Below are 22,386 nucleotides of genomic sequence, written 5' to 3' on the forward strand. Positions count from 1 at the left end.
GTCGGTGACCGGTTGGAGAAACGGCCGCACACGTGAGGAGCGAAAAGACAGTTCGTCGCGGCAAGCCTCTACGATGCAGTCATGCAGACGCGCCCACGCTTCGCAGTCCAATCCTTGCTCGCCGTTCTTTTCGCCTCCGTTGCGCTCGTCGCGGGGTGCTCGTCGTCGGAGAAGACGTCCGACGCTCCGCTTCCCGACGCCACGACGCTGTTGCAGGAGTCCTCGGCGGCGACCAAGAGCCAGCAGAGCGTGCACCTGCTGCTGACCGTGCAGGGCACGATCGAAGGGCTGCCGGTCGAGAAACTCGACGGTGACCTGACCAACGCTCCGGCAGTCGCCGCGCAGGGCACCGCAGATCTCATCGCGTTCGGCCAGAAGATCGCCGACGCGCAATTCGTCGTCGCCGACGGCAATCTGTATGCCGCGCTCACGCCCGGTGACCCGCTGTCGAACTACGGCGCGGCCGCCAACATCTACGACGTCTCGGCCATCCTCAACCCCGACACCGGCCTGGCCAACGTGCTCGCGAACTTCAGTGACGCCAAGGCCGAGGGCCGTGAGTCGATCAACGGCACCGAGGGTGTCCGTGTGACCGGCAACGTCAGCGCCGACGCCGTCAACAAGATCGCACCGCAGCTCAAGGCGAGCGGTCCGGTGCCGGGCACCGCGTGGATCACCGATGACGACAAGCACACCCTGCTGCAGGCCAAGCTGGAGCCCACGCCAGGAAACAGCGTCACGATGACCCTGTCGGACTGGGGTAAGCAGGTCACTGTCACCAAGCCCGCTCCCTGATGCGGACCGCTGACGCGGTGACTTCCCGCGGAAACCGCACGATCGCGATCAGCGCGGGCAGCCTCGCCGTGCTGCTCGGCGCCCTCGACACCTATGTCGTGATCACGATCATGGTCGACATCATGAAAGACGTCGGCATCGCGATCAACAAGATCCAGCAGGTCACGCCGATCATCACGGGTTATCTGCTCGGCTATATCGCCGCCATGCCGCTGCTGGGCCGCGCGTCCGATCGGTTCGGCCGCAAGATGCTGATCCAGGTGGGGTTGGCCGGTTTCGCGATCGGATCGGTGATCACCGCGCTCTCGGGCGATCTGACCACCCTTGTGATCGGCCGCATCGTGCAGGGCACCGCGAGCGGCGCCCTGCTGCCGGTCACGCTGGCCCTGGCCGCCGATCTGTGGTCGGCGCGTAACCGCGCCGGTGTTCTGGGCGGGGTGGGTGCCGCGCAGGAGTTGGGAGCGGTCCTGGGCCCGGTCTACGGCATCACGCTCGTCTGGCTGTTCAGCCACTGGCAGGCGGTGTTCTGGGTCAACGTGCCGCTGGCCGTCATCGCGATGGTGATGATCCACTTCAGCCTGCCGCCACGAGACAAAGACCAACCCCCGGAGAAGGTAGACGTCGTCGGCGGTGTGCTGCTGGCGATCGCGCTCGGCCTGGCCGTCGTGGGTCTCTACAACCCCGAACCCGACGGCAAGCAGGTACTGCCCAGCTGGGGCCTGCCGGTTCTGGCTGGTGCGTTGATCGCAACGGTCGCGTTCTTCGCGTGGGAGAAGGTCGCCAAGACCCGGCTGATAGAGCCCGCAGGCGTGCACTTCCGGCCGTTCCTGGCGGCCCTCGGCGCGTCGCTGTGCGCCGGTGCGGCATTGATGGTCACCTTGGTCAACGTCGAGCTCTTCGGCCAGGGCGTGCTCGGTCAGGATCAGAACGAAGCGGCGTTCCTGTTGCTGCGGTTCTTGATCGCATTGCCCATCGGCGCGCTGCTCGGTGGCTGGCTGGCCACCAGGATCGGTGACCGGGCCGTCGCGTTCATCGGTCTGGTGATCGCGGCCGGCGGCTTCTGGCTGGTGTCGCACTGGTCGATCGACGTGTTGTCGGCCCGCCACGACCTTGGCCTGTTCAGCCTGCCGGTGCTCGACACCGACCTCGCGATCGTCGGGCTCGGGCTCGGCCTGGTGATCGGCCCGCTGACCTCGGCGACGTTGCGCGTGGTTCCGTCCGCACAGCACGGCATCGCGTCGGCGCTCGTGGTGGTCGCCCGCATGATCGGCATGCTGATCGGCATCGCGGCACTGTCGGCGTGGGGTCTGTACCGGTTCAACCAGCACCTGGCGACCCTGGCCGCGACCAACAACGCCGGTCCGATGTCGCTGGCCGAGCGGCTGTCCGCACAGGCCGAACGGTATCGCGAGGCGTACGTGATGATGTACGGCGACATCTTCTTGATCGCCGCCGTCGTGTGCATCATCGGCGCGGTGTTGGGCCTGTTGATCAGCGCCCGCCACGAGCATGCCGACGACGTCGAACCGCCTTCCGGGCCACGCCGCGACGACGCGGATTCCGACGATGCGCCCACCGAGCTGCTAGACCTTCCGACGCAGGCACTTCCGACCCAGTCGGCCGATGAGACGGTTCGGTTACCGGGTCAGCAGCCGCCGGGTCGGCACCGTGCGCCCTGACGCGGTCAGCAGCGTTCGACACCGGGGCGCAGGAGCCGCGGCAGCTCTTCGCCGGTTTGCGGTCGTTTGCCGGGCAGGACGACACGGAGCGGAGCGCACACCAGGCTGCGGACCGCGCGTGGCGTTAGCGGGGAGATACTGAGCCAGTCCTGCAGTGCAGTCACGCTCGTTTCCTTTGCTCGTGTTCACCCAGCGCATGTCGGCAGTGAACGCGCTTTGGTACGAGTGTACCGAGGCACCGGCCGCAAAACCGGTGTCAACCGGGCCGTCGGCGCCTGTCAGTTGGGTACGAGACTCAGTAAGACATCGGGGCCGATCGCCTCGATCCCGTCGAACCGCCAGCGTTGCGCGTGGGCGATGCTGAGGACACCCACGTCGTCGACTGCGGTGATCGGCCCGCCGAGCAGAATCGGCGCGACGTACGCCAGGATCCGGTTCACCACACCGGCCCGCAGGAATGCGCCCGCCAATGTCGGCCCGCCCTCGACCAACACGTCGGTGCGGTCGGCGAGCGACCGGATCACCTCGTGCGGGTCGTGGGTGCGGATCACCATGGTGCGCGAATCATCGTTGAGCACTTTGGAATCCGACGAGACCTCGCGCTCGCCCACGACCACGCGCAGCGGCTGGCGGTCGGCCAAGGTGCCGTCGGGCAGCCTTGCCGTCAGCGCCGGATCGTCGAAGAAGACGGTGCCGGTACCTACCACGATGGCCTCGGCGACCGCGCGCCTGCGGTGCACATCGGCCCGTGCGGCCTCGCTGGTGATCCACTGACTCGATCCGTCGGCCGCGGCGCTGCGCCCATCCACGCTCGTGGCGAACTTCCACGTCACGTGAGGGAGCCCCGTGCGTTGCTTGTGCAGCCACTCGCGTAACGGCCCTCGGGAAACCTCGTCGGCCAGCACCCCGGCGGTGACCTCGATGCCCGCATCGGCCATCCGTGCCGAGCCGCCTGCCGCGACCGGGTTCGGATCGCCGACGGCGTAGACGACGCGCGAAACTCCTGCCGCCACAAGGGCATCGACGCAGGGTGGGGTGCGGCCATGATGGTTGCACGGTTCGAGCGTGACGACCGCAGTGCCGCCTGCGGCCCGGTGCCCGGCGTCTCGCAGTGCCATCACTTCGGCGTGCGGCCCGCCCGGCGGCTGGGTCCCACCGACCCCGGCGACCTGCCCATCGGCGTCCAATATCACCGCACCCACCGGCGGATTGGGATACGTCGAACCCTTGACCCGCTCGGCCTGCTCGATGGCCAGCCGCATGGCGGCCTCGGGCTCAGCGGTCACAGTGTCAGGTGCTTGGAGGCGCTTGCGGCCCGCTGCCGCAGGGATTTCACCGCGGCGGCGGGATCGGCTGCGCTGTAGACGGCGGACCCGGCGACGAAGCAGTCGACTCCCGCCTCGGCCGCCTGCGCGATCGTATCGGCGTTCACGCCGCCGTCGATCTCGACGACGACCGTGAGCTCACCGGAGTCCACGAGCCGGCGTGCCGTGCCGACCTTCGCCAAGACCTCGGGGATGAACTTCTGGCCACCGAATCCCGGTTCCACCGACATCACCAGCAACGTGTCGAACTCCCGGAGGATCTCCAGATACGGCTCGAGCGGGGTGCCGGGTTTCACCGAGAGACCGGCCTTGGCGCCGGCCGCGCGGATGTCACGGGCGACGGCGACGGGATTGTCGGTGGCCTCCGCGTGAAACGTGACGTTGTACGCGCCGGCCTCGGCGTACGGCGGCGCCCACCGCTCCGGGTCCTCGATCATCAGATGGCAGTCCATCGGGATGTCGGTGACTTTGAGCAGCGACTCGACCACCGGCAGGCCGAGCGTCAGGTTCGGCACGAAGTGGTTGTCCATCACGTCGACGTGCAGCCAGTCGGCGCCGGACACCGCGGCCACCTCGTCGGCGAGCCGCGCGAAATCCGCGGACAGGATGGAGGGCGCGATGAGCGGTTCAGCCATGTGGCTAATCTACTTTCAGTGCTGCCGCGAACATCGCATCGGTCCCCTGCCGGTGCGGCCACAGCTGGACGTGGGGGCCGTCGCCGAGGTCGTCGACCGGGTCGAACAGCGGCCGGGTGTCCAGCGCGGTCACCGGGTGGCGCCGCAGCGCATCGGCCACGACTCCGACGGTTTCGGCGAGGTGCGGCGAACACGTGGCATACAGCACGACCCCGCCGGGCCGGGTCAGCTTGATCGCTGCCGAGAGCAGTTCGCGTTGCAGCTTCGCGAGTCCGGGGACGTCGCCCGGCTGACGTCGCCAGCGCGCCTCGGGCCGGCGTCGCAACGCGCCGAGCCCCGTGCAGGGCGCGTCGACGAGCACCCGGTCGAAGCCGGGTTGCAGGTCGGAGTCGCGCCCGTCGACGCGATGCACGTCGACGTCGAGGCCACGGGTGTTCTGCTCGACCAGATCGGCCCGCCGCTCCCCCGGCTCCACCGCGGTGACGTGCGCTCCCGATGCCTTGCCGATCGCGGCCAGCAGGGCCGTCTTGCCGCCCGGCCCCGCACACAGATCGAGCCAGCGGCCGTTGTCGGCCCCGTCGACCTCGGCGAGCGTCAGTGCGCGGGCGACGAGCTGGCTGCCCTCGTCCTGTACCTGCGCGGCACCTTCGCGGACCGCGCTCAGCCGGCCGGGATCACCACCCGACAGGTACACCGCGTACGGCGAATACCGGCCGACGGTTCCGCCGGTCTGCGCCGCCAGTTCCTCGGCGGTCAGTGCGGTCGGTCGCGCCGCGAGGTGCACCACGGGCCGTTCGTCGTCGCTCGCCAACAATGCATCGAGTTCGCCTGCCTCGGCGCCGAGTGCATCGGTGAACGCCTGGGCGATCCACCGCGGGTGGGCATGGACGAACGCGGCGTGCCCGACCGGATCGGCGGCCGCGGACGGCGCGAGTTCATCGGTCCAGGACTGCTCGTCGCGCGAGGCGATCGTGCGCAGCACGCCGTTGACGAAACCGGCACGGGCGGAATCGAATTCGATACCCGCCTGCTCGACGGTCGTCGACACCGCCGCGTGCGGCTCGACCCTGGTGCGCAGCAACTGGTAGGTGCCGAGCCGAAGGAGATCGAGCAAGACGGGATCGATCCGCTCCGGTGGTCGCCCGGCCGCGCGTTCAATGACCGCGTCGAGCAAACCGCGGGTCCGGCACGCGCCATAGGCCAGCTCGGTGGCGAACGCCGCGTCACGGCCCTCGATGCCGCGTTCGCGCAGCAGCGCGGGCAGCGCGAGGTTGGCGTACGAATCGCGTTCCGACACCGCACGCAGTACGTCGAAGGCGGCTTGCCGGGCCGGATCGAGCGGTTTGCGCCGCGGCGGACGTTTGCGCTGCGGACGGTTCGGTGGTCTGGTCATGACGCGTGCACCGAATCGTCGAGACGCGCACCGCGAGCCCAGTCGGCGGCGTTCATGAGCTTCTTGCCCGGCGGCTGAATCTGGCCGAGCCGCACCGGATGCGAACCCGTTCCGACTTCGACGCTGTTGCGCCCCACCCGGATCGCGCCGGGCGGCAACGGATCTGCGGATTCCGCCAACTCGACTGGGCCAACCTTGATCCGCAGGTCGCCGATCATCGTCCACGCCCCCGGATTCGGTGTGACCGCACGGATCCGGCGGTCGACGACGTGTGCCGGCAGATCCCAGCGCACCCTGGCCGACTCGACGGTGATCTTGGGTGCGACGGTGACGCCGTCGGCCGGCTGCGGCACCGCGGTCAGCGAGCCGTCGGCGATGCCGTCCAGCGTGGTCTCCAGCAGCATGGCCCCCGAAATCGCAAGGCGGTCAAGGAGTTCGCCCGCGGTGTCGGTGTCCCGCACGGTTTCGGTGACCACGCCGTACACCGGGCCGGAGTCGAGCGCCGGTTCGATGAGAAACGTCGTGGCTCCCGTGACGGAATCCCCTGCGGCAATCGCGGCCTGCACCGGAGCAGCCCCGCGCCAGGCGGGCAACAACGAGAAGTGCAGATTGATCCAGCCGTGCGGCGGTACGGCGAGCAGCCGTCGGCTCAGCAGCGCGCCGTAGGCCACGACCGCGCAGCAGTCCGGTGCGAGCCCACGCAACTCGGCGACGAATTCGTCGTCGTTGGGGCGCGCGGGCCGCAACACGGGTATGTCGTGTTCGATAGCCAGCCGTGCCACCGGAGACGGCGCGGGTTTGCCGCGTCGGCCGGCCGCCGCATCGGGACGGGTGAGCACCGCAACCACGTCGTGGTTGGGCGATTCGATCAGTCGCCGTAGTGCCGGCAGTGCCGGCTCCGGAGTACCAGCGAAGACGAGACGCACCGAACCAGTCTAGGGATCGCCGACAGCTCGACGGCAGCGGGCAGGCGCCGAGGCTCGATCACCCAGCGCGGACGACGGGTGTGTCGGCGTCCGCGTACTCGTCGCGGATCCGGTCGGCCAGTTCGAGGACCCCGCACGTGCTGTGCAGCGCCGCCTTCGCGCGCTCGACCGCTGGAACGCCGGGAGCGACGACCGGCGCCTCGACACTGACGGGTGTATGCGGCGGCATCGCGAGCAACAGCGCGAGCAGGTCGAGGCCCCCGGAGCCGGGCAGCAACCTCGCCACTCGTGACTGATACACCAAATCCTCAGCGCTGCTGGGCAGTTCGGTGGGCGCATCGCACAACTGCAGATAGCGGAACCACGACGCGGGAAGGGTGGCGAGGTCCGCGAGTACGTTGTGCCCCCGGTAATAGTGAATGGGGTCGATGAGCAGGCCGATGTTGCGGTGCCCGGCACGCTCGATGAGCGAGGCGGCCTCGGTGACGTCGCGAACATCGTTGTACGGCATGGGTTCGATGTTCGGCGTGAGCCCGTAGCCATCGGCCAGCTCGGCCAGTTCGGCAAGATTGTCGGCGGCACGGCTCATGTCGGGATCGTTGCCCGCAACCAGGATTTCGCCGGCTCCCAGATACGCGCCGGTCTCCAGAAACGCTTCGAAGTCATCGCGCACCCGGGCGGTCGGTGTGAGCCGCAGCACTTCGATGTCACGCAGTTCGATGCCGGTGTCGTCCAACCGCTCGCGGGTCTGGCGGATCAGTGGAGTCATGCCGATCGTGGGACGCTGCGGTTCGTCGGCCGTCGCCCGGATCAGGCGCAGGCCCACGGCGTGATACCCGGCCGCCGCGGCGCAACTGACCATATCGGGAGGGCTGAGTTCGAGCACCGTCAACGGTGCGAGCCCCAGCCTTGCGCGCGCCGCCACCAACTCCACGGACATTCTCACCACCAGACTCTTCTGCCCCCTGCAGGCACTCGATTCCGTACCGAAGCGCCCATTGTGGGTGAGCGGGCGCCGAGTTTGGGGCCTACGTCCGCCCGACACGGGGCAGGTGTGGCGAATCAGTCACTCAGCGGCGCGGCATCTGGTAAAAATCACGCTCCTCCACCGCGGCCAGCCGTGCGACATACATCCAGGGGATCGTTGCGATCAGGCGGTTCAACTGGCTGACGGCGTCGTTGTAGTACTGGCGCGCGAACGCCAGCTTGTTCTCGGTGTCGGCGAGGTCGTCCTGGAGATCGAGAAAGTTGTTCGACGAGTTGAGCTGAGGGTAGGCCGATCTCAACGCCAGCACTTCGGCGATGGCATCGTCGAGTTCCGTTTCGGCCGCGCTTCGCCGCGCCACCGATGTGCTGCGCGTCGCGCTCGTCAGCGCGGCTGTGGCGGCGCTGACCTGGCCCAGCACCGCCTTTTCATGGGCCGCGAAGGCCTGCACGGTATGTACGAGAGCTGGGATCAGCGCCGCCCGCCTGCTCAGTTCCACGTCGATGCCGGCCAATGCCTCGGCGACATTAACGTCAGCGGCGCGAAGCTTGTTGTGCCCCACCACGAAACCGGTGAGGACCGACACCGCCAGTATCAGGATCACGATCAACGCCAGAGTCACGTCCATCGCCGCCTCCTCCGCCGGTGGAATCCCAGCTGGACTGCGATGTCGAGCTGTACCAATCCGGTTGAGGCGCAGGAGTGCCGATGCTGTCGTGGTATTTCTTGGCCCACAGTGCAGCCGTGCCGGCCGCCACCGCGAACGGAACGTAGGCGAGGTAGAGATCTTTACGGGCGGCGAAATCGAAGCGTGTCTCGGCGGAGTCGGTGGACAGCAGCCGATGAAAGCCGCCTACGCGCGACCACAGATCCCGCCCGGCGAGGGTTCGCCGCGTTCCCACACCGTCCTGCCATGAACCCACCGACAGCACGAAGAAGACCGCGAACGGCAGCCCCCACATGGTGACGGGAATGCCGAACCACAGCCAGAATCCGCCGAGCGCGGCGAAAAACGCGAACGCGTTCGCGGTGCGCACCCAGAGCTCCTTGCGACGGTTGACGAGCAGACCCCCGTCGAACGCCCACTTCTTCACCGCGGCGGTCATGTCCGTCTTGGCCCTGCTGAGTTTCTGCCCGGACTTGACGGTGCGTTTGGCCGCGAACTCGGCACCGGGCTGCATCACCTTGAGCGCGGACCCCACTGCGACGCTAACGGGGTCGACGTCAGCCCACGCCCCTGGCTCGGCGAGCCCGCGAACGTTCCATTGCTTGTCGCTGACCTGCCGCAACTCGACGAGTCGACGCTCGGCGAGATAAAGCAGTGTGGCGGTGAGTCCGTTCTTCGGGACACTCTCGGTACGGATGTACTCCGTCTGCACCGGCCCGAGCCCATCCGGCGGTCCATACTGCAGCGGAAATCCGGGGGTCGGCTCGCTCGTGGTTCGTGACCAGAAATAGGCGAGCAGCCCGAGCGCGACCGACAACCCGGCCACCCACAGCACCGCGGTCAACGACCGTCCCAGGATCCGGTCCCAGGTGTGCGGCCAGGGCAAGCTCACCTGTGGCGGCGTGGTTACATCGACGCCGGCCCGCAGCGTGACCGGCGTATGCGGACCCAGATCCAGCGCTTGCATGCGCACGGTGTTGCCACTGACGGCCAGGTCCCGGCATGCGCGGCCGACCCCGGTCCCCACGCTGCACTCGGCACCCGTGATGTCGGCGGGCAAGGTAACCGAGATCTCTGCCCGCTCGATCGTGTTGTTCCAGGCCGGTGCGATGACGTTCCAGTAGAAGACCGACCGCGAGTTGGGATCGCCGGTGGATTCGGCGAACTGTTTGTCGGCGCCGACGCTTCCGGGATCCAGCACGCCGGGGATCGTGTAACGGATCTCGAAGACGTGGCTGCCCCAGTCGAGCGTCACGTCGGGATCACCGATTCTTGCGACCCGGAACCGTTTGTCGCCGGCCCACTGCAGCTGATAGGGCGCGGGCCGTCCGTCGAGCCGGACCGAAGTGATGTCCGGCTCCTGCCGCAGTCGGGGGTTGTTCTGATTGGCCACATCCCAGTGCCGGAAGATGCCGTGGCGCCCACTGGGAAAGTCGGCGGTGATGGTCTCCACCGCGTGCAGCCGTCCGTCGGCGTCCACTTGGAACTCGGCCTGGTAGTCGGTGATCACCACCGGGTCGGGCGCATCGGCCCGCTCATCGTCGCCGCCGCCGAACACGAGCGGCCAGAGCAACCCAAAACCAATGAGCGTCAACGTAAAAAGCCACGCCAACGCCCGTCGCATCGCAGCCTCCCGCTCGCCACTCACCGATACCGGGTGAGGTGTCCGCCTCACCCTATGTGCAGCGGGTCGATCTGCACTCGAGATGGCTCCTGATCGTGGCGTGCGCTGAGCACTGCGGTCGCGCGCCGCAACGCGCCCGCCAACTCGAGTCCGCCGTCGCGGGGCACCCGGACCAGCATCCGACTCACCTCGGCGTCGGCGGCCATACCGGGGGGTCTGCGGGCGCCGGGCGGCAGTTCCACGGGTCCGAGTGGCTCGGCGGCCGCCGGCAGCTGTGCCGTCTCCAGTAGCGCCATGACCGCGGGCGTTGGGCCGTCGACGGCTGCCATGTGAACGGCCGGCGGCAGTCCGACCTCGTCGCGGCCGTCGAGTTCGGCGTCGGCGTGGCCGACCGGATCCCAGCGGATCAGTGCCTGCACGGTCGGAAGGGCCGACTCCGCGACCACTGCGACCACCCCGCTGTCGCCGCGGGACCGGACCAGGGCGGCGGCCGCCATCCAGCGCCGCAGCGTGTCCTCGGCGGCGCGCAGATCCTGTCTGCCCAGCAGCGCCCAGGCGTCGAGCAGCAGCGCTGCGCCGTAGCCGCCGTCGGCGACCGGTTCGGCGCCCGGGGTACAGACGACGAGGGCCGGTTTGTCCTCGACGGTGCTGACGACGGCGTCCCCGCCCGACGTGATCACCGTGGTGCCGGGAAAAGCCCGGCCGAGTTCTTCTGCGGTGCGGCGTGCCCCGACCACGACCGCCCGGACGGCGTCCGACCCGCAGCGCGCACAACGCAGCGCGGGTTCTGCTCGGCCGCACCATCGGCACTGCGCCGCGGCGCTGTCGCGGTCGGGCAACGCCAAGGGGCCGGTGCAATGCCTGCACCGGGTGATGGTGCGGCACCGCGCGCACGCCAGCGCGGGTACGTAACCGCGTCGGGGCACCTGGATGAGTACCGGACGGTCGGCCTGCAGCGCCGTGCGGGCGGCCTGCAGCGCCATCGACGGCAGCCGTGCGGTGTGTGCGGCCGGATCGCGCTCCTGGGCGTAGTTGCTGGCCTCCAGCGCGACGACGCGCGGTGCCGCCGCGCGCACGACGGGACGCGTCGCGACCAGGTCATGTGCCCACCGGGTCCGCACGAGCGCCTGGCCCTCCGCGGTGCGGGCATAGCCGCCGATCATTGCCGCACAACGCAATTGGTGGGCGCGCAGCATCGCGACCTCACGGGCGTGCGGGTAGGGTGCCCGCGGTTCGGCGAGGTTGTCGTCGCCGTCGTCCCACACCAGGATCAGCCCGAGCTCGGCAACCGGGGCGAACACCGCGCTGCGCGTGCCGATCACCACGCGGGCCTGACCGCGCAGCACCGCGAGCCAGCGCCGGTACCGCTGCGCCGGGCCGAGTCCGGCCGACAACGCAACCACCCGGGATTCGGGAAGATGAGCGATCGCGGCCGCATGCAACGCGTCAACGTCACGCTGGTCCGGCATGATCGCGAGCACGCTCTGGCCCGCGTTGACGGTGACCGCCGCGGCTTCGGCGAGCCGCTGCGGCCACTGCTCGCCCGGCAGTGCCTGCCAGACGGCGCGGGCCGCTCGCCCGTCGTTCAACGCGGTCAGGAACTGTTCACCGCGCCCGTACCGCGCCCACCCGCTCGGATCGACGTCGATCGCCGGAATCGGTTGCGGCTCAGGCGGAGTCTGCTTCTCGACCGTGGCGTGGCGGGGCGGCACGGCCAGCCGCAGCACGTCGGGCCGGGTGCCGGCATAGCGCGCGGCGACGGCGTCGACCAGCCGCCGCACGTCGGCGGTCAGAACGGGTTCGGCCGACACCACCTTGTCCAGCCAACCGAGCTTGCCGTCATGGTCGGTGTCGGATCGGCGCTCCAGGATGAATGCGTCGACCAGCCGGCCGTGGAAGCGCACCCGGGCCCGCACGCCCGGTTGGGCATCATCGGACTGTTCCGCAGACACCAGATAGTCGAATTCCCGGTCCAGGTGCGGCACCGACAACATCGGCAGCACCCGGGCGATGGGTTCGTGCTCGGCGGCGCGCCGGGTGATGGTCACGGCGCAGATGTAGCAGACGGTGCCGACGTCCGGCCGAAGAACAATCCGGCCGTGATCAACAGCAACGATCCGGCGTACGCCCACCAGATCGGGACCGCGAGGAGCTGATCGCCGCGCACGAATTCACTGATCCCGATCATCGCGTCCGAGACCGCGAAGCACACCGCGCCCAGCGCAGTCCACGCGGAGGGCAGTCGGGCCAGCAGCGCCGTACACACCATGGCACCCAGAACCGCGATGTAGGCCGTCACCGGGATGGCCATGCCCTGTTCGATCAGTCGGGGCCAGAACCACGTCAGCAACACCAGACACGCCACCACGGTGACCGCCACGGCGACCAACCGCGGCGTCGTGCGCGTCACCAATGGCAACAGCGCGGCCAAGAAGCACAGGTGCGCCACCAGGAATGCGGCCAGACCGAGCACGAAAGACGGCTCCCACCACGGCATCGCGAGCAGGAAGTCACCGGCGGCCGAGAAGATCAGCGCCCCGACCAGCCACCGGCGTTCGCGCGGGATCGGATGCGTGAACGCCGCGACGGCCAACAGGACGGCGGCGAGGGCTTTGACGGCCGGCTGGCCGGGGAACTGCCCGGTGAGGTCGCTGCCCGCGGGCAGCCGGAGCGCCGTGACGAGAAGGAAGACGCCGTACCCGGCCGCGACGACCGCGGCGGCAACCCACAGCAGCACCGTCGCGCGGTGTGCGTACCGTGTCCGTGTGTCTGTTACCAAGCCGGCTGTCGATGCCATTCTGCTGAAGGTACTGCAGGTCGTGCCTTTCCAACTCACCACCAAGGACGGTGTCGAGGAGGCCAGGCGACGTTTCAGTGAGCTGCCCCGCCGCGAGATCCATCCCGAACTGCACGTCGAGGATCGCGTGATCGACGGCCCCGCCGGGCCGATCCCCGTGCGGGTGTACCGGCCGCCGACTCCGGACGGCGTGGCCCTGCCGGTCGTGGTGTTCATCCACGGCGGCGGCTGGTCGGTCGGCGACCTGGACAGCTACGACAACACCGCACGACGGCACGCCGTCGGCGCCGAAGCCGTCGTCGTGTCGGTGGACTACCGGCTGGCGCCCGAGCATCCGTATCCGGCAGCCGTCGACGACGTGTGGGCCGCGACGCAGTGGGTCGCCGCCAATGCCGAGGAACTGGGCGCCGACGCGAGCCGGATGGCGGTCGCCGGGGATTCGGCAGGCGGCAACCTCTCCGCGGTCGTCGCGCAACTCGCGCGCGACGCGGGCGGACCGGCGCTGCGCTTCCAGCTGCTGTGGTATCCGGCCACGACGTGGGACACCACCCTGCCGTCGTTCCGCGAGAACGCCGAGGCCCCGATCCTCGCGCTCGACGCCGTCAAAGGCTTCTCGCGCTGGTATGCCGGTCACGTCGACCTCTCCGATCCCCCGGCCACGCTGGTGCCGGCTCGGGCCGCGGACCTGTCGGGGTTGCCACCCGCCTACATCGCGGTCGCCGGGCACGATCCGCTGCGCGACGACGGTGCCCGCTACGCCGAGCTGCTGACCGCCGCGGGCGTCGCGGCGGAACTACACAACGCCGAAACCCTCGTACACGGCTACCTCGGCTACTCCGGGGTCGTCCCCGCGGCCACCGAGGCGTTCGACCGTGGGCTCGCGGCACTGCGCGAAGCACTGCACCGCTGATACTGGCTCGGCGGCATGCCGTGCCAGCGTTTGAAGGCGTGACAGAACGTGGACGTCTCGGTGTAGCCGAGGCGCCGCGAAACCTCCTCCACGGTCAGTCCGACGTGACACAGCAGGTCGACCGCGAGCGCCGAGCGGGCTTCGGTGACGAGCGCCCGAAACGACGTGCCCTCATCGGCAAGCTGGCGCCGCAGGGTGCGTGGGTGCATGTCGAGTTCGGCGGCGACCTCGGGTAGCGCGGGGAATCGCCCGGATTCGCGAAACAGCTTGGAGCGCACCACCGCGGTGATACCTCGCCGCACTTCTGCGCGCTGCATCAGCAGGTCGCACTGCGCCACGCACAGCTTGAGCGTGTGCGGATCCGCTTGTGGCAGAGGCTCGTCCAGCATGGCGCGCGGAAAGTGCAAGCGGTTGTGCGCCCGGCCGAACTCCCGGTTCACCTCAGGCAGCAGGTCCAACAGCGGCGCGACGACGCCCTGGTCGAAGGTGGCCTCTACGCGCACCTGATCGGCATATCTGGCGAGCACCGTCAACGCGAAATCACGTGTCGTCATGACGATCCCGGCCACATCACGCTCGAGGAAGAACCCCTGCACGTCGGCGGGCAGATGGTCGACCTCGAACTCCATCAGGCAGCTATCGGCACCCTCGAACAGGCTCACGCCGATGTTGAGCATGGTCAGCGAGAAGTACCGCATCGAGATGCCGAAGAGTTCGCGAAGGGTGGCGCACGACATGACCGCGAACCCGAACAACCCGAGATGGGTCAGGCGGAATCTGCTGCCGACGTCGATGCCAAGGCCGGCCGCGTCGGGAACCGCCGCCAGCAGCTTGCGCACCACGGCGATCTCGTCCGACGCCGCGACCACCGCATCGGGATCCTCGAGCAGCCCGGGCTCGATGCCCGTTCCGTCGAGCAAGTCGGCGATCGCGATTCCACGTTCGTTCGCGACCTCGCACAGGACCCGGGTCGTGTAGACCGGGCGCCTCAGATCGGGCGACCACGGTGACGATGCCTGACCGTGAGCCATGTCCCAAACTCCCAACTCCGTGTCCCATATTCTCATTTCGCGGCCGCGGTGTCAGCCATACCGTTGATTCATGGCGGCACCGGCACAGCGGCTGAACACGTGGACGATGACACGCGACGCCATCACGGTCGGTTTCGACGCCACCGGTGGCTTCATGTCCCACGTCAGCGGCCACGACATCACCCGATTTCGATGCGGTGGAAGACGTTTCGTTTCCGTGACGCGCCCCGACTACGTCGACCACGTCTTGCACCGGGCCCGCCTGAAATACATAAAATCCAACGAGTACGAGGCCATCCGGGCCGCGGCGGGCATCAATCTGCTGACCGACGAAGGCGACTCGTGGGCCGCCACCGCAGCACGCTCAACCCGACGTTCGCGCGCCGTCATCTCAACGAGATCATCGATCTGATGATCGATCCCATCGAGCAGGTCACCACCGACGTGGTGCCCGGGGTCGAGTTCGACATGCACACGACGATGGTGGAGACCACGCTGCGGGTCGTCGCCAACGCGCTGTTCAGCCAGGACTTCGGGCCGCTCGTGCGCTCGATGAAAGACCTCACCACCCGCGGCCTGCGCCGCACCGAACGTCTCGCCCGCCTCGGCCTGTGGGGCCTGATGCCGCGGCCGGTCTACGAGGCGCTGACCTGGTGCACCTTCTCCGGCGTCCCGCTGCCACCGCCGGTCCGCGAAGGCCAGAAGATCGCCCTGGCACTCGACGATGCGGTCGCCCGGATCCTCGACGAGCGCATCGCCCACCCCACCGACTCCCCCGACCTGCTCAACGTGCTGTTCAGCGCCGACAACGGCACGTGGCCACGCCGGCGCATCCGGGACGAGGCGTTGACCTTCATGCTCGCCGGCCACGAGACCACCGCCAACGGCATGTCGTGGTTCTGGTACCTGCTGAGCCGCAACCCCGACGCACGCGACAGGATGCTCGCCGAGATCGACGACGTGCTCGGCGATCGCCGCCCGAGCGCGGCCGATCTGACCAGGCTGCCGTGGACGACGGCCTGCATCCAGGAATCGCAACGGTATTACTCCGCGGTGTGGATGATGGCACGTGAGGCGATCGAGGACGATCTCATCGACGGCCATCACATTCGCCCCGGCACGACGGTGCTGATCCCGATCCACCACATCCACCATGATGAACGGTGGTGGCCGGATCCCGAGAGATTCGATCCCACACGGTTTTTGGGCGCTGCCACCAAGGACCGGCCGCGTTCGGCGTACCTGCCGTTCGGGGGCGGCAGGCGGATCTGCATCGGGCAGAGCTTCGCGCTGATGGAGATGGTGCTGATGGCCGCGATCATGAGCCGGCGCTACACATTCGACGTATGCCCCGACCATCCGGTAGAGCTGGAAGCGACGCTGACGCTGCGACCCAAACACGGGCTGCACGTCATCGCCCACCAACGGGAGGCCCGATGACACTGCCCGATAGCAAGCCCGACTTTCACACCCTCATCGTGGGCGCCGGATTCTCCGGCATCGGCACCGCGATCAAACTCGACAAGGCCGGCATCCACGACTACCTGATCGTCGAGGCAGGTGACGGCGCGGGCGGTACCTGGTACTGGAACACGTATCCCGGTATCGCCGTGGATATTCCGTCGTTCTCCTATCAGTTCTCGTTCGAACAGTCGCGGGACTGGTCGCGCACGTATGCGCCGGGTCCCGAATTGCGCGCATACGCCGACCGATGCGTCGACAAGTACGGGTTGCGCCCCAAGATCCGGTTCAACACCAAGGTGTCGGACGCGCAGTTCGACGACGACGCCAGTCTGTGGCGGGTTCGGCTGGAGGACGGCGAAGTTCTGACGGCGCGGTACCTGGTCAACGCCAGCGGTGTGCTGACGATCCCGAAGTTGCCGGAGATCGACGGCGTGGATTCCTTCGCCGGGACGACCGTGCACACGGCTCGCTGGGATCACACCGTGGACTTGGCGGGCAAGCGCGTCGCGATCATCGGCACCGGGGCCTCGGCGGTCCAGGTGATCCCGGAGATCGCGCCGAAGGTCAAGCAGCTCACGGTGTTTCAGCGCACGCCGATCTGGTGTTTTCCGAAGTTCGACGTGCCGATCCCGCCGGTGGCGCGCAGGCTGATGCGGCTACCCGGCGGCCGGACACTGCACCGGCTGATCAGCCAGGCGTATGTGGAGTTCACCTTCCCGCTGGCGGCCCAGTACTTCACGATCAACCCGTTCGCCAAGCGGGCTGGGGCGGCCGGCCGGGCGTACCTGCGCCAGCAGGTACGCGATCCGGAAGTGCGCGACAAACTCACACCGCGGTATGCGGTGGGATGTAAGCGACCCGGGTTCCACAACACCTACCTGTCGACCTTCAACCGGGACAACGTCCGACTGGTCACCGAGCCCATCGACAAGATCACCGGGTCCGGAGTCGCCACCGCCGACGGCGAGCACCGCGACGTCGACGTCCTCATCCTGGCCACCGGTTTCAAGGTGATGGACGTCGACGCCCTGACCTTCGACATCGTCGGATCGGGCGGGCAATCACTGAGCGAGTTCTGGGAGCAGCACCGGATGCAGGCCTACGAAGGCGTGAGCATCCCGGGGTTCCCCAACTTCTTCACGGTGATGGGGCCATACGGCTACGTCGGGTCGTCGTACTTCGCGCTCATCGAGGCCCAGACGCACCATCTGGTGCGGTGTGTCGAGCGTGCCGAGCGTCGCCGGGCCCGCCGTGTCGAGGTGAAACGGGAGGCCAACGACCGGTACTTCGCCGAGATGATGCGCAAGCGGCACCGCCAGATCTTCTGGCAGGACAGCTGTTCGCTCGCCAACAGCTATTACTTCGACCGCAACGGCGATGTGCCGCTACGCCCCGCCACTACCTTCGAGGCGTACTGGCGCAGCCGTCGCTTCCCGCTGGACGATTACGCGTTCACGGCGTAGTCACCCCGGCGAGCAGTCCCCCGCAAGCGGGAGGTACCCCCAACTTAAGTACCCCGGAATGCGCATTCCGGGGTACTTAAGCGTCTGGTCGAACTAGACCGAAGCCTTGAGCTCGTCGACCTTGTTGGTCTGCTCCCAAGGCAGCTCGATATCGGTACGACCGAAGTGGCCGTAGGCCGCGGTCTGGGCGTAGATCGGGCGCAACAGGTCGAGGTCGCGGATGATCGCGCCGGGGCGCAGATCGAACACGCTGCTGATGGCCTTCTCGATGCGGGCGGGGTCGACGGTCTCGCTACCGAAGGTCTCGACGAACAGGCCGACCGGGGCGGCCTTGCCGATCGCATAGGCGACCTGGACCTCGACGCGCTCCGCCAGCCCGGCTGCGACGACGTTTTTTGCCACCCAGCGCATCGCGTACGCGGCCGAACGGTCCACCTTTGACGGATCCTTGCCGGAGAAGGCGCCGCCGCCGTGACGGGCCCAGCCGCCGTAGGTGTCGACGATGATCTTGCGACCGGTCAGGCCGGCGTCGCCCATCGGGCCGCCCAACACGAACTTGCCCGTCGGGTTGACCAGGAGGCGGTAGTCAGAGGTGTCGAGCGACTCGTGGCCGAGGTCGGCGAGCACGGTGTTGACGACCTTCTCCCGGATGTCGGGCGTCAGCGTCGCCTCGAGGTCGATGCCGTCGGCGTGCTGGGTCGACAGCACCACGGTGTCCAGCCGGACCGGCGTGCGGCCGTCGTACTGGATGGTGACCTGGGTCTTGCCGTCCGGGCGCAGGTAATCCAGCACGCCGTTCTTGCGCACCTCGGTGAGCCGGCGGGCCAGGCGGTGCGCCAGCGCGATCGGCAGCGGCATGAGTTCGGGGGTGTCACCGATGGCGTAGCCGAACATCAGGCCCTGATCACCGGCTCCCTGCAGGTCCAGCGGGTCGGCCTTGCCTTCGACCCGCGTCTCGTGCGCGGTGTCGACGCCCTGCGCGATGTCGGGCGACTGCGCGCCGATGGCGATGTTGACGCCGCAGGACGCGCCGTCGAAGCCCTTGGTGGACGAGTCGTAGCCGATTTCGAGGATCCGGTCCCGCACGATCTTCGGGATGTCGGCGTAGGCGGAGGTCGTGACCTCGCCCGCGACGTGTACCTGGCCGGTGGTGACGAGGGTCTCCACCGCGACCCGCGACTTGGGATCCTGCTCCAGCAGCGCGTCGAGCACAGAGTCGCTGATCGCGTCACAGATCTTGTCGGGGTGCCCTTCGGTTACCGACTCACTGGTAAACAGGCGACCTTTGCTCACGGTCCGCATCCTTCCGTCAAACCCGTATCGAAGCCTACAAAACTATTTAGTCAGGCGAATTATATCCCCGCCCAGTTGAACCCAAGCGTGTGGGACGTATTCGCGCAAGCCTTACCCGCACCTTGATGTGATCACCGGATCACCTGCCGTGGTTCTGCAGGAACGCCGCGATCGCGTCCACGATACGGGTGGCCATGAGTGTCTTCGACCCGTGCTCGAGTGCGGCCTCGGACCCGTCGGCGCTCAGCAACCAACCGTCGTTGTGGTCGACTTCGAACGCGCGATTCTCGCCCACCGCGTTCACGACCAGTAGGTCGCAGCCCTTGCGCTTGAGCTTTGCGCGCGCGTGGAACAGCACGTCGCCGTTGGCGTCGCCGGTCTCGGCCGCGAATCCGACGATGGCGCGCATGTTTGGCAATTCACCGTCGGCGCGGGCCCGGACCGCGGCGGCGAGCACGTCGTCGTTGCGAACGAGATCGATCGAGCTCGGCTCGGAGGCGCCCTTCTTGATCTTGGCGGTGGCGACGTGCGCGGGCCGGAAGTCGGCAACCGCGGCCGCCATCACCAGGATGTTCGCGCCGGGGGCATGTTTGGACACCGCGTCACGAAGTTGGGTGGCCGAACCGATGTGCACGACATCGACGCCGGCGGGATCGATGAGACCCGCGGTGTTGCCCGCGATCAGCGTCACGTCGGCGCCACGCTGGGCCAGCACGCGAGCCATGGCATAGCCCTGCTTGCCGGAACTGCGATTGCCGATGAACCGCACGGGATCGATGGGTTCGCGCGTGCCGCCCGCGGTCACCAGTGCCTTCACGCCGGACAGGTCGTAGGGCAGCGCATCGCCACGCTCGAGCAACAAGCCGGCGAGAGTGGTGATCTCCTCGGCCTCGGGCAGCCGGCCGGCGCCGCTGTCGGCGCCGGTGAGCCGGCCCGAGGCGGGCTCGAGGACGACCGAGCCGCGACGGCGCAAGGTGGCGACGTTCTCGCGGGTCGCCGGATGGAACCACATCTCGGTGTGCATGGCCGGGGCGAACAGCACCGGACATCGCGCCGTGAGCAGCGTGGCCGTCAGCAGGTCGTCGGCCCGGCCTGCGACGGCCCGGGCCAACAGATCCGCCGTGGCGGGCGCCACCACGACGAGGTCGGCTTCCTGCCCGATCCGGACATGCGGAACCTCGTGCACATCGTCGAAGACGCCGGTGTGCACGGGATTGCCCGACAGGGCTTCGAACGTCGCGGCTCCGATGAACCGCAACGCGGATTCGGTGGGGACGACTCGGACGGAGTGCCCGAGCTCGGTGAGTTGACGGACGACGGTGCACGCCTTGTAGGCGGCAATACCGCCGGCCACGCCGACGACGATTCGCTTACGTGCGCTCACGAGCCGGCCCCGGCCTGGCTACTCGCCCTCGGTGTGCTCGAGCAGGTCCTCGTGGATCTCGCGCAGCGCGATCGACAGCGGCTTCTCCTGCAGGCCGGGCTCGACCAGCGGACCGACGTACTCAAGGATGCCGTCACCGAGCTGGTTGTAGTAATCGTTGATCTGGCGTGCTCGCTTGGCGGCGTAGATCACCAGCGCGTACTTGCTCGACGCGCGGTCCAGCAACTCGTCGATGGGCGGATTGGTGATGCCCAGCGGCGTGTCGTAGGCGCTGACACCGGACGAATCGATACCCAGGTCGTCCACAGCGGTCAGCTGCGTGTCGGCGTGCGGGGTGCTCACGAAAAAGTCTCCTGGCGGTTATGGCGAAAATGCTTGTGAACAGCGTGCTGGTGGCTCGCGGATCCGACGATCTCGGTCCCGGCGCAGTCAGTCATCGGCTGGCCACCAGCAAGGATACCAATTCGGCGCAGGCCGAATCCAACTGACGGTTCACCACGACCTGGTCAAAGTCGGACTTAGCGGCCATTTCGGCCCGCGCAGTCTCCAGCCGTCTGGCCATGACCTCGGGCGTCTCGGTGCCGCGCCCGGACAATCGGCTGACTAGTTCGTCCCAGCTGGGCGGCGCAAGGAAGACCGAGATCACCTCCGGCATCGCCTGCTTGACCGCCCTGGCGCCGGCGAGGTCGACCTCGATCAGCACCGGCCGGCCGGCGTTCGTCGCGTCCCGCACGGGCTGGGCCGGCGTTCCCGACCGGTGCAGACCGCCGTGGATCTCCGCCCATTCGAGCAGTGCTCCGTCATCGATCAGCTGTTGGAACCGTTCGGGCGAGACGAAGGTGTAATCGACACCGTCGACTTCTCCCGGCCGCGGGGCTCGCGTCGTGACCGAGACGGAGAAATACAGGTCGGGAAGCCGTTCCCGCAGGCAGCGGACCACGGTGGACTTCCCGACGGCAGAGGGGCCGGACAACACCACGACGGGAGCCTTGACAACAGGCTCGTCGGTCGCGCGATGCCCGACCCCCCGGCCGGCGCTCAACCTCTGCGCCTTAGGACTGGTCGAACTTCTCCAGCAGGGCCTTGCGCTGACGATCACCGAGGCCACGCAGGCGGCGGGTCGGGGCGATTTCCAGCTCGGTCATGATCTCCTGGGCCTTGACCTTGCCGACCTTGGGCAGGGCCTCCAGCAGAGCGGAGACCTTCATCTTGCCCAAGACCTCGTCGGTCTCGGCGTCGGTGAGCACCTGCTTGAGGTTGGTGCCGCCGCGCTTGAGCCGATCCTTGAGCTCAGCTCGCGCTCGACGTGCGGCAGCAGCCTTCTCCAACGCTGCCGCGCGCTGTTCGTCGGTCAACTGGGGAAGGGCCACGGGTTCCTCCGTCTCCTGGCAGTTACTTCTTTGGCCATCACTTGTTTTTTTCGGCTGGAGTGCAAACCAGCCAGCGACGACGACCGTACCCACGCCGGCCGACGAAAGCTAACCCCACCCCCTGGTTACGGCGCTAAAAGCCCAGCGTGTAGTGCGCTCCGGGGCCCCGCCGAAATCGGCCTCGATGACCGGGCCGACGTGGCCGAATCGGCCCGAATCCGCGGATATCCCTGCAGGTCAAGGGTTTTCGAGCACGTCCCGATCGACGGTCGGTTACGCCGCCACCGCGACGGCCACCGGCACGGGCCCGCCATCCGGCCGCGACAAGAAAATTTTCGCTGGTCACGGCGTGTCGGGCGTGTCGGAGCGTGACGAACCCGTCAAAAAACACCGGTGGTGACGCCTAGCGGTCACCTAACCCACACATAGGGAATACACAGCTGAGCTAAATAGCCTTCGCTCGGTCGGGTACCTCACCCGCTCGAAGGGAAGCTGGACATGAACATCAAGCGTCTGACCTGTGCATCCGCCCTCATCGTCGCGCTGGGAGCGGCGCCGTTGGCGCTCGGCGCCGGCGTGTCGGCAGCGCAACCCGGTCGGCCGTCGTGTGATTTCGGCAATTGTCAGGGACCGGGTGGGCCGGGT

The 22,386-nt window shown here is 68.1% G+C and carries 19 protein-coding genes and 2 pseudogenes; 5 read left to right on the top strand and 16 right to left on the bottom strand.

Features of this window, described 5'->3' with window-relative positions:
• The first annotated feature begins 81 nt into the window (after positions 1 to 81).
• A complete protein-coding gene (locus AWC31_RS19465) occupies positions 82 to 795 on the top strand; it encodes an LppX_LprAFG lipoprotein (protein ID WP_085145698.1) in 714 nt (237 codons plus the stop codon).
• Positions 795 to 2,474: an MFS transporter gene (locus AWC31_RS19470; protein WP_085145699.1), complete on the top strand. Its 1,680-nt coding sequence runs from the start codon at positions 795 to 797 to the stop codon at positions 2,472 to 2,474. Before AWC31_RS19465 ends, AWC31_RS19470 begins: the two co-directional genes overlap by 1 nt.
• A gap of 5 nt (positions 2,475 to 2,479) precedes the next feature.
• Here the strand turns inward: AWC31_RS19470 and AWC31_RS37460 are convergent, their stop codons facing one another.
• From AWC31_RS37460 to AWC31_RS19515, 10 genes are all read right to left on the bottom strand, one after another.
• Entirely contained in the window at positions 2,480 to 2,638 is a 159-nt protein-coding gene (locus AWC31_RS37460; protein ID WP_165765999.1) for a hypothetical protein, read from the bottom strand.
• A gap of 114 nt (positions 2,639 to 2,752) precedes the next feature.
• Complete coding sequence (gene ribD / locus AWC31_RS19475) at positions 2,753 to 3,736, bottom strand: bifunctional diaminohydroxyphosphoribosylaminopyrimidine deaminase/5-amino-6-(5-phosphoribosylamino)uracil reductase RibD (RefSeq protein WP_085145722.1); 984 nt, start codon at positions 3,734 to 3,736, stop codon at positions 2,753 to 2,755.
• Between the two features lie 20 nt (positions 3,737 to 3,756).
• Positions 3,757 to 4,434, bottom strand: coding sequence for a ribulose-phosphate 3-epimerase (gene rpe / locus AWC31_RS19480; protein ID WP_085145700.1), 678 nt, complete (start codon positions 4,432 to 4,434; stop codon positions 3,757 to 3,759).
• A 4-nt stretch (positions 4,435 to 4,438) separates the two neighbouring features.
• Complete coding sequence (locus tag AWC31_RS19485; protein ID WP_085145701.1) at positions 4,439 to 5,827, bottom strand: RsmB/NOP family class I SAM-dependent RNA methyltransferase; 1,389 nt, start codon at positions 5,825 to 5,827, stop codon at positions 4,439 to 4,441.
• Complete coding sequence (fmt, locus tag AWC31_RS19490; protein ID WP_085145702.1) at positions 5,824 to 6,753, bottom strand: methionyl-tRNA formyltransferase; 930 nt, start codon at positions 6,751 to 6,753, stop codon at positions 5,824 to 5,826. The genes AWC31_RS19485 and fmt overlap by 4 nt, the downstream gene beginning before the upstream one ends.
• A 58-nt stretch (positions 6,754 to 6,811) precedes the next feature.
• Positions 6,812 to 7,693, bottom strand: coding sequence for a sugar phosphate isomerase/epimerase family protein (locus AWC31_RS19495; RefSeq protein ID WP_085145703.1), 882 nt, complete (start codon positions 7,691 to 7,693; stop codon positions 6,812 to 6,814).
• 130 nt (positions 7,694 to 7,823) lie between these two features.
• The gene (locus tag AWC31_RS19500) at positions 7,824 to 8,366 is read right to left on the bottom strand and encodes a LemA family protein (protein ID WP_085145704.1); all 543 of its coding nucleotides are present in this window, start codon (positions 8,364 to 8,366) and stop codon (positions 7,824 to 7,826) included.
• Positions 8,272 to 10,029, bottom strand: coding sequence for a DUF2207 domain-containing protein (locus AWC31_RS19505; RefSeq protein ID WP_085145705.1), 1,758 nt, complete (start codon positions 10,027 to 10,029; stop codon positions 8,272 to 8,274). Before AWC31_RS19505 ends, AWC31_RS19500 begins: the two co-directional genes overlap by 95 nt.
• 47 nt (positions 10,030 to 10,076) lie before the next feature.
• Positions 10,077 to 12,023 (bottom strand): primosomal protein N', encoded by a 1,947-nt coding sequence (locus AWC31_RS19510; protein ID WP_085145723.1) that lies wholly within the window; start codon positions 12,021 to 12,023, stop codon positions 10,077 to 10,079.
• Between the two features lie 50 nt (positions 12,024 to 12,073).
• Positions 12,074 to 12,826 (bottom strand): lysoplasmalogenase, encoded by a 753-nt coding sequence (locus AWC31_RS19515; RefSeq protein WP_085145706.1) that lies wholly within the window; start codon positions 12,824 to 12,826, stop codon positions 12,074 to 12,076.
• Here AWC31_RS19515 and AWC31_RS19520 point away from each other — a divergent pair.
• Positions 12,795 to 13,736, top strand: coding sequence for an alpha/beta hydrolase (locus tag AWC31_RS19520; RefSeq protein ID WP_207626386.1), 942 nt, complete (start codon positions 12,795 to 12,797; stop codon positions 13,734 to 13,736). The two genes, AWC31_RS19515 and AWC31_RS19520, sit on opposite strands and share 32 nt — an antisense overlap.
• Here AWC31_RS19520 and AWC31_RS19525 read toward each other — a convergent pair.
• Positions 13,730 to 14,767, bottom strand: a pseudogene (locus AWC31_RS19525) (AraC family transcriptional regulator); the annotation flags it as partial. The gene AWC31_RS19520 and the pseudogene AWC31_RS19525 overlap by 7 nt on opposite strands.
• 70 nt (positions 14,768 to 14,837) lie before the next feature.
• On the opposite strand from AWC31_RS19525, the pseudogene AWC31_RS19530 reads away from it, so the two are divergent.
• Both AWC31_RS19530 and AWC31_RS19535 read left to right on the top strand, forming a co-directional pair.
• A pseudogene (locus AWC31_RS19530) lies at positions 14,838 to 16,207 on the top strand (cytochrome P450).
• Entirely contained in the window at positions 16,204 to 17,694 is a 1,491-nt protein-coding gene (locus AWC31_RS19535; protein ID WP_085145709.1) for a flavin-containing monooxygenase, read from the top strand. The pseudogene AWC31_RS19530 and the gene AWC31_RS19535 overlap by 4 nt, the downstream one beginning before the upstream one ends.
• A 93-nt stretch (positions 17,695 to 17,787) precedes the next feature.
• On the opposite strand, the gene metK is transcribed toward AWC31_RS19535, so the two are convergent.
• The 5 genes from metK to mihF all read right to left on the bottom strand — a co-directional run bounded on the left by metK (position 17,788) and on the right by mihF (position 21,741).
• Positions 17,788 to 18,987, bottom strand: a complete 1,200-nt coding sequence (gene metK, locus AWC31_RS19540; RefSeq protein ID WP_067845808.1) for a methionine adenosyltransferase — start codon at positions 18,985 to 18,987, stop codon at positions 17,788 to 17,790.
• Positions 18,988 to 19,126: 139 nt separating this feature from the next.
• The gene (gene coaBC / locus AWC31_RS19545) at positions 19,127 to 20,371 is read right to left on the bottom strand and encodes a bifunctional phosphopantothenoylcysteine decarboxylase/phosphopantothenate--cysteine ligase CoaBC (protein ID WP_067845156.1); all 1,245 of its coding nucleotides are present in this window, start codon (positions 20,369 to 20,371) and stop codon (positions 19,127 to 19,129) included.
• Between the two features lie 18 nt (positions 20,372 to 20,389).
• Positions 20,390 to 20,713, bottom strand: coding sequence for a DNA-directed RNA polymerase subunit omega (gene rpoZ, locus AWC31_RS19550; protein WP_067845155.1), 324 nt, complete (start codon positions 20,711 to 20,713; stop codon positions 20,390 to 20,392).
• Positions 20,714 to 20,804: 91 nt separating this feature from the next.
• A complete protein-coding gene (gene gmk / locus AWC31_RS19555; RefSeq protein ID WP_085145710.1) occupies positions 20,805 to 21,413 on the bottom strand; it encodes a guanylate kinase in 609 nt (202 codons plus the stop codon).
• Between the two features lie 10 nt (positions 21,414 to 21,423).
• Entirely contained in the window at positions 21,424 to 21,741 is a 318-nt protein-coding gene (gene mihF / locus AWC31_RS19560) for an integration host factor, actinobacterial type (protein WP_003894434.1), read from the bottom strand.
• Between the last annotated feature and the right edge of the window lie 645 nt (positions 21,742 to 22,386).

The sequence above is a fragment of the Mycolicibacterium wolinskyi genome (assembly GCF_002101965.1).
Lineage (GTDB): Bacteria > Actinomycetota > Actinomycetes > Mycobacteriales > Mycobacteriaceae > Mycobacterium > Mycobacterium wolinskyi.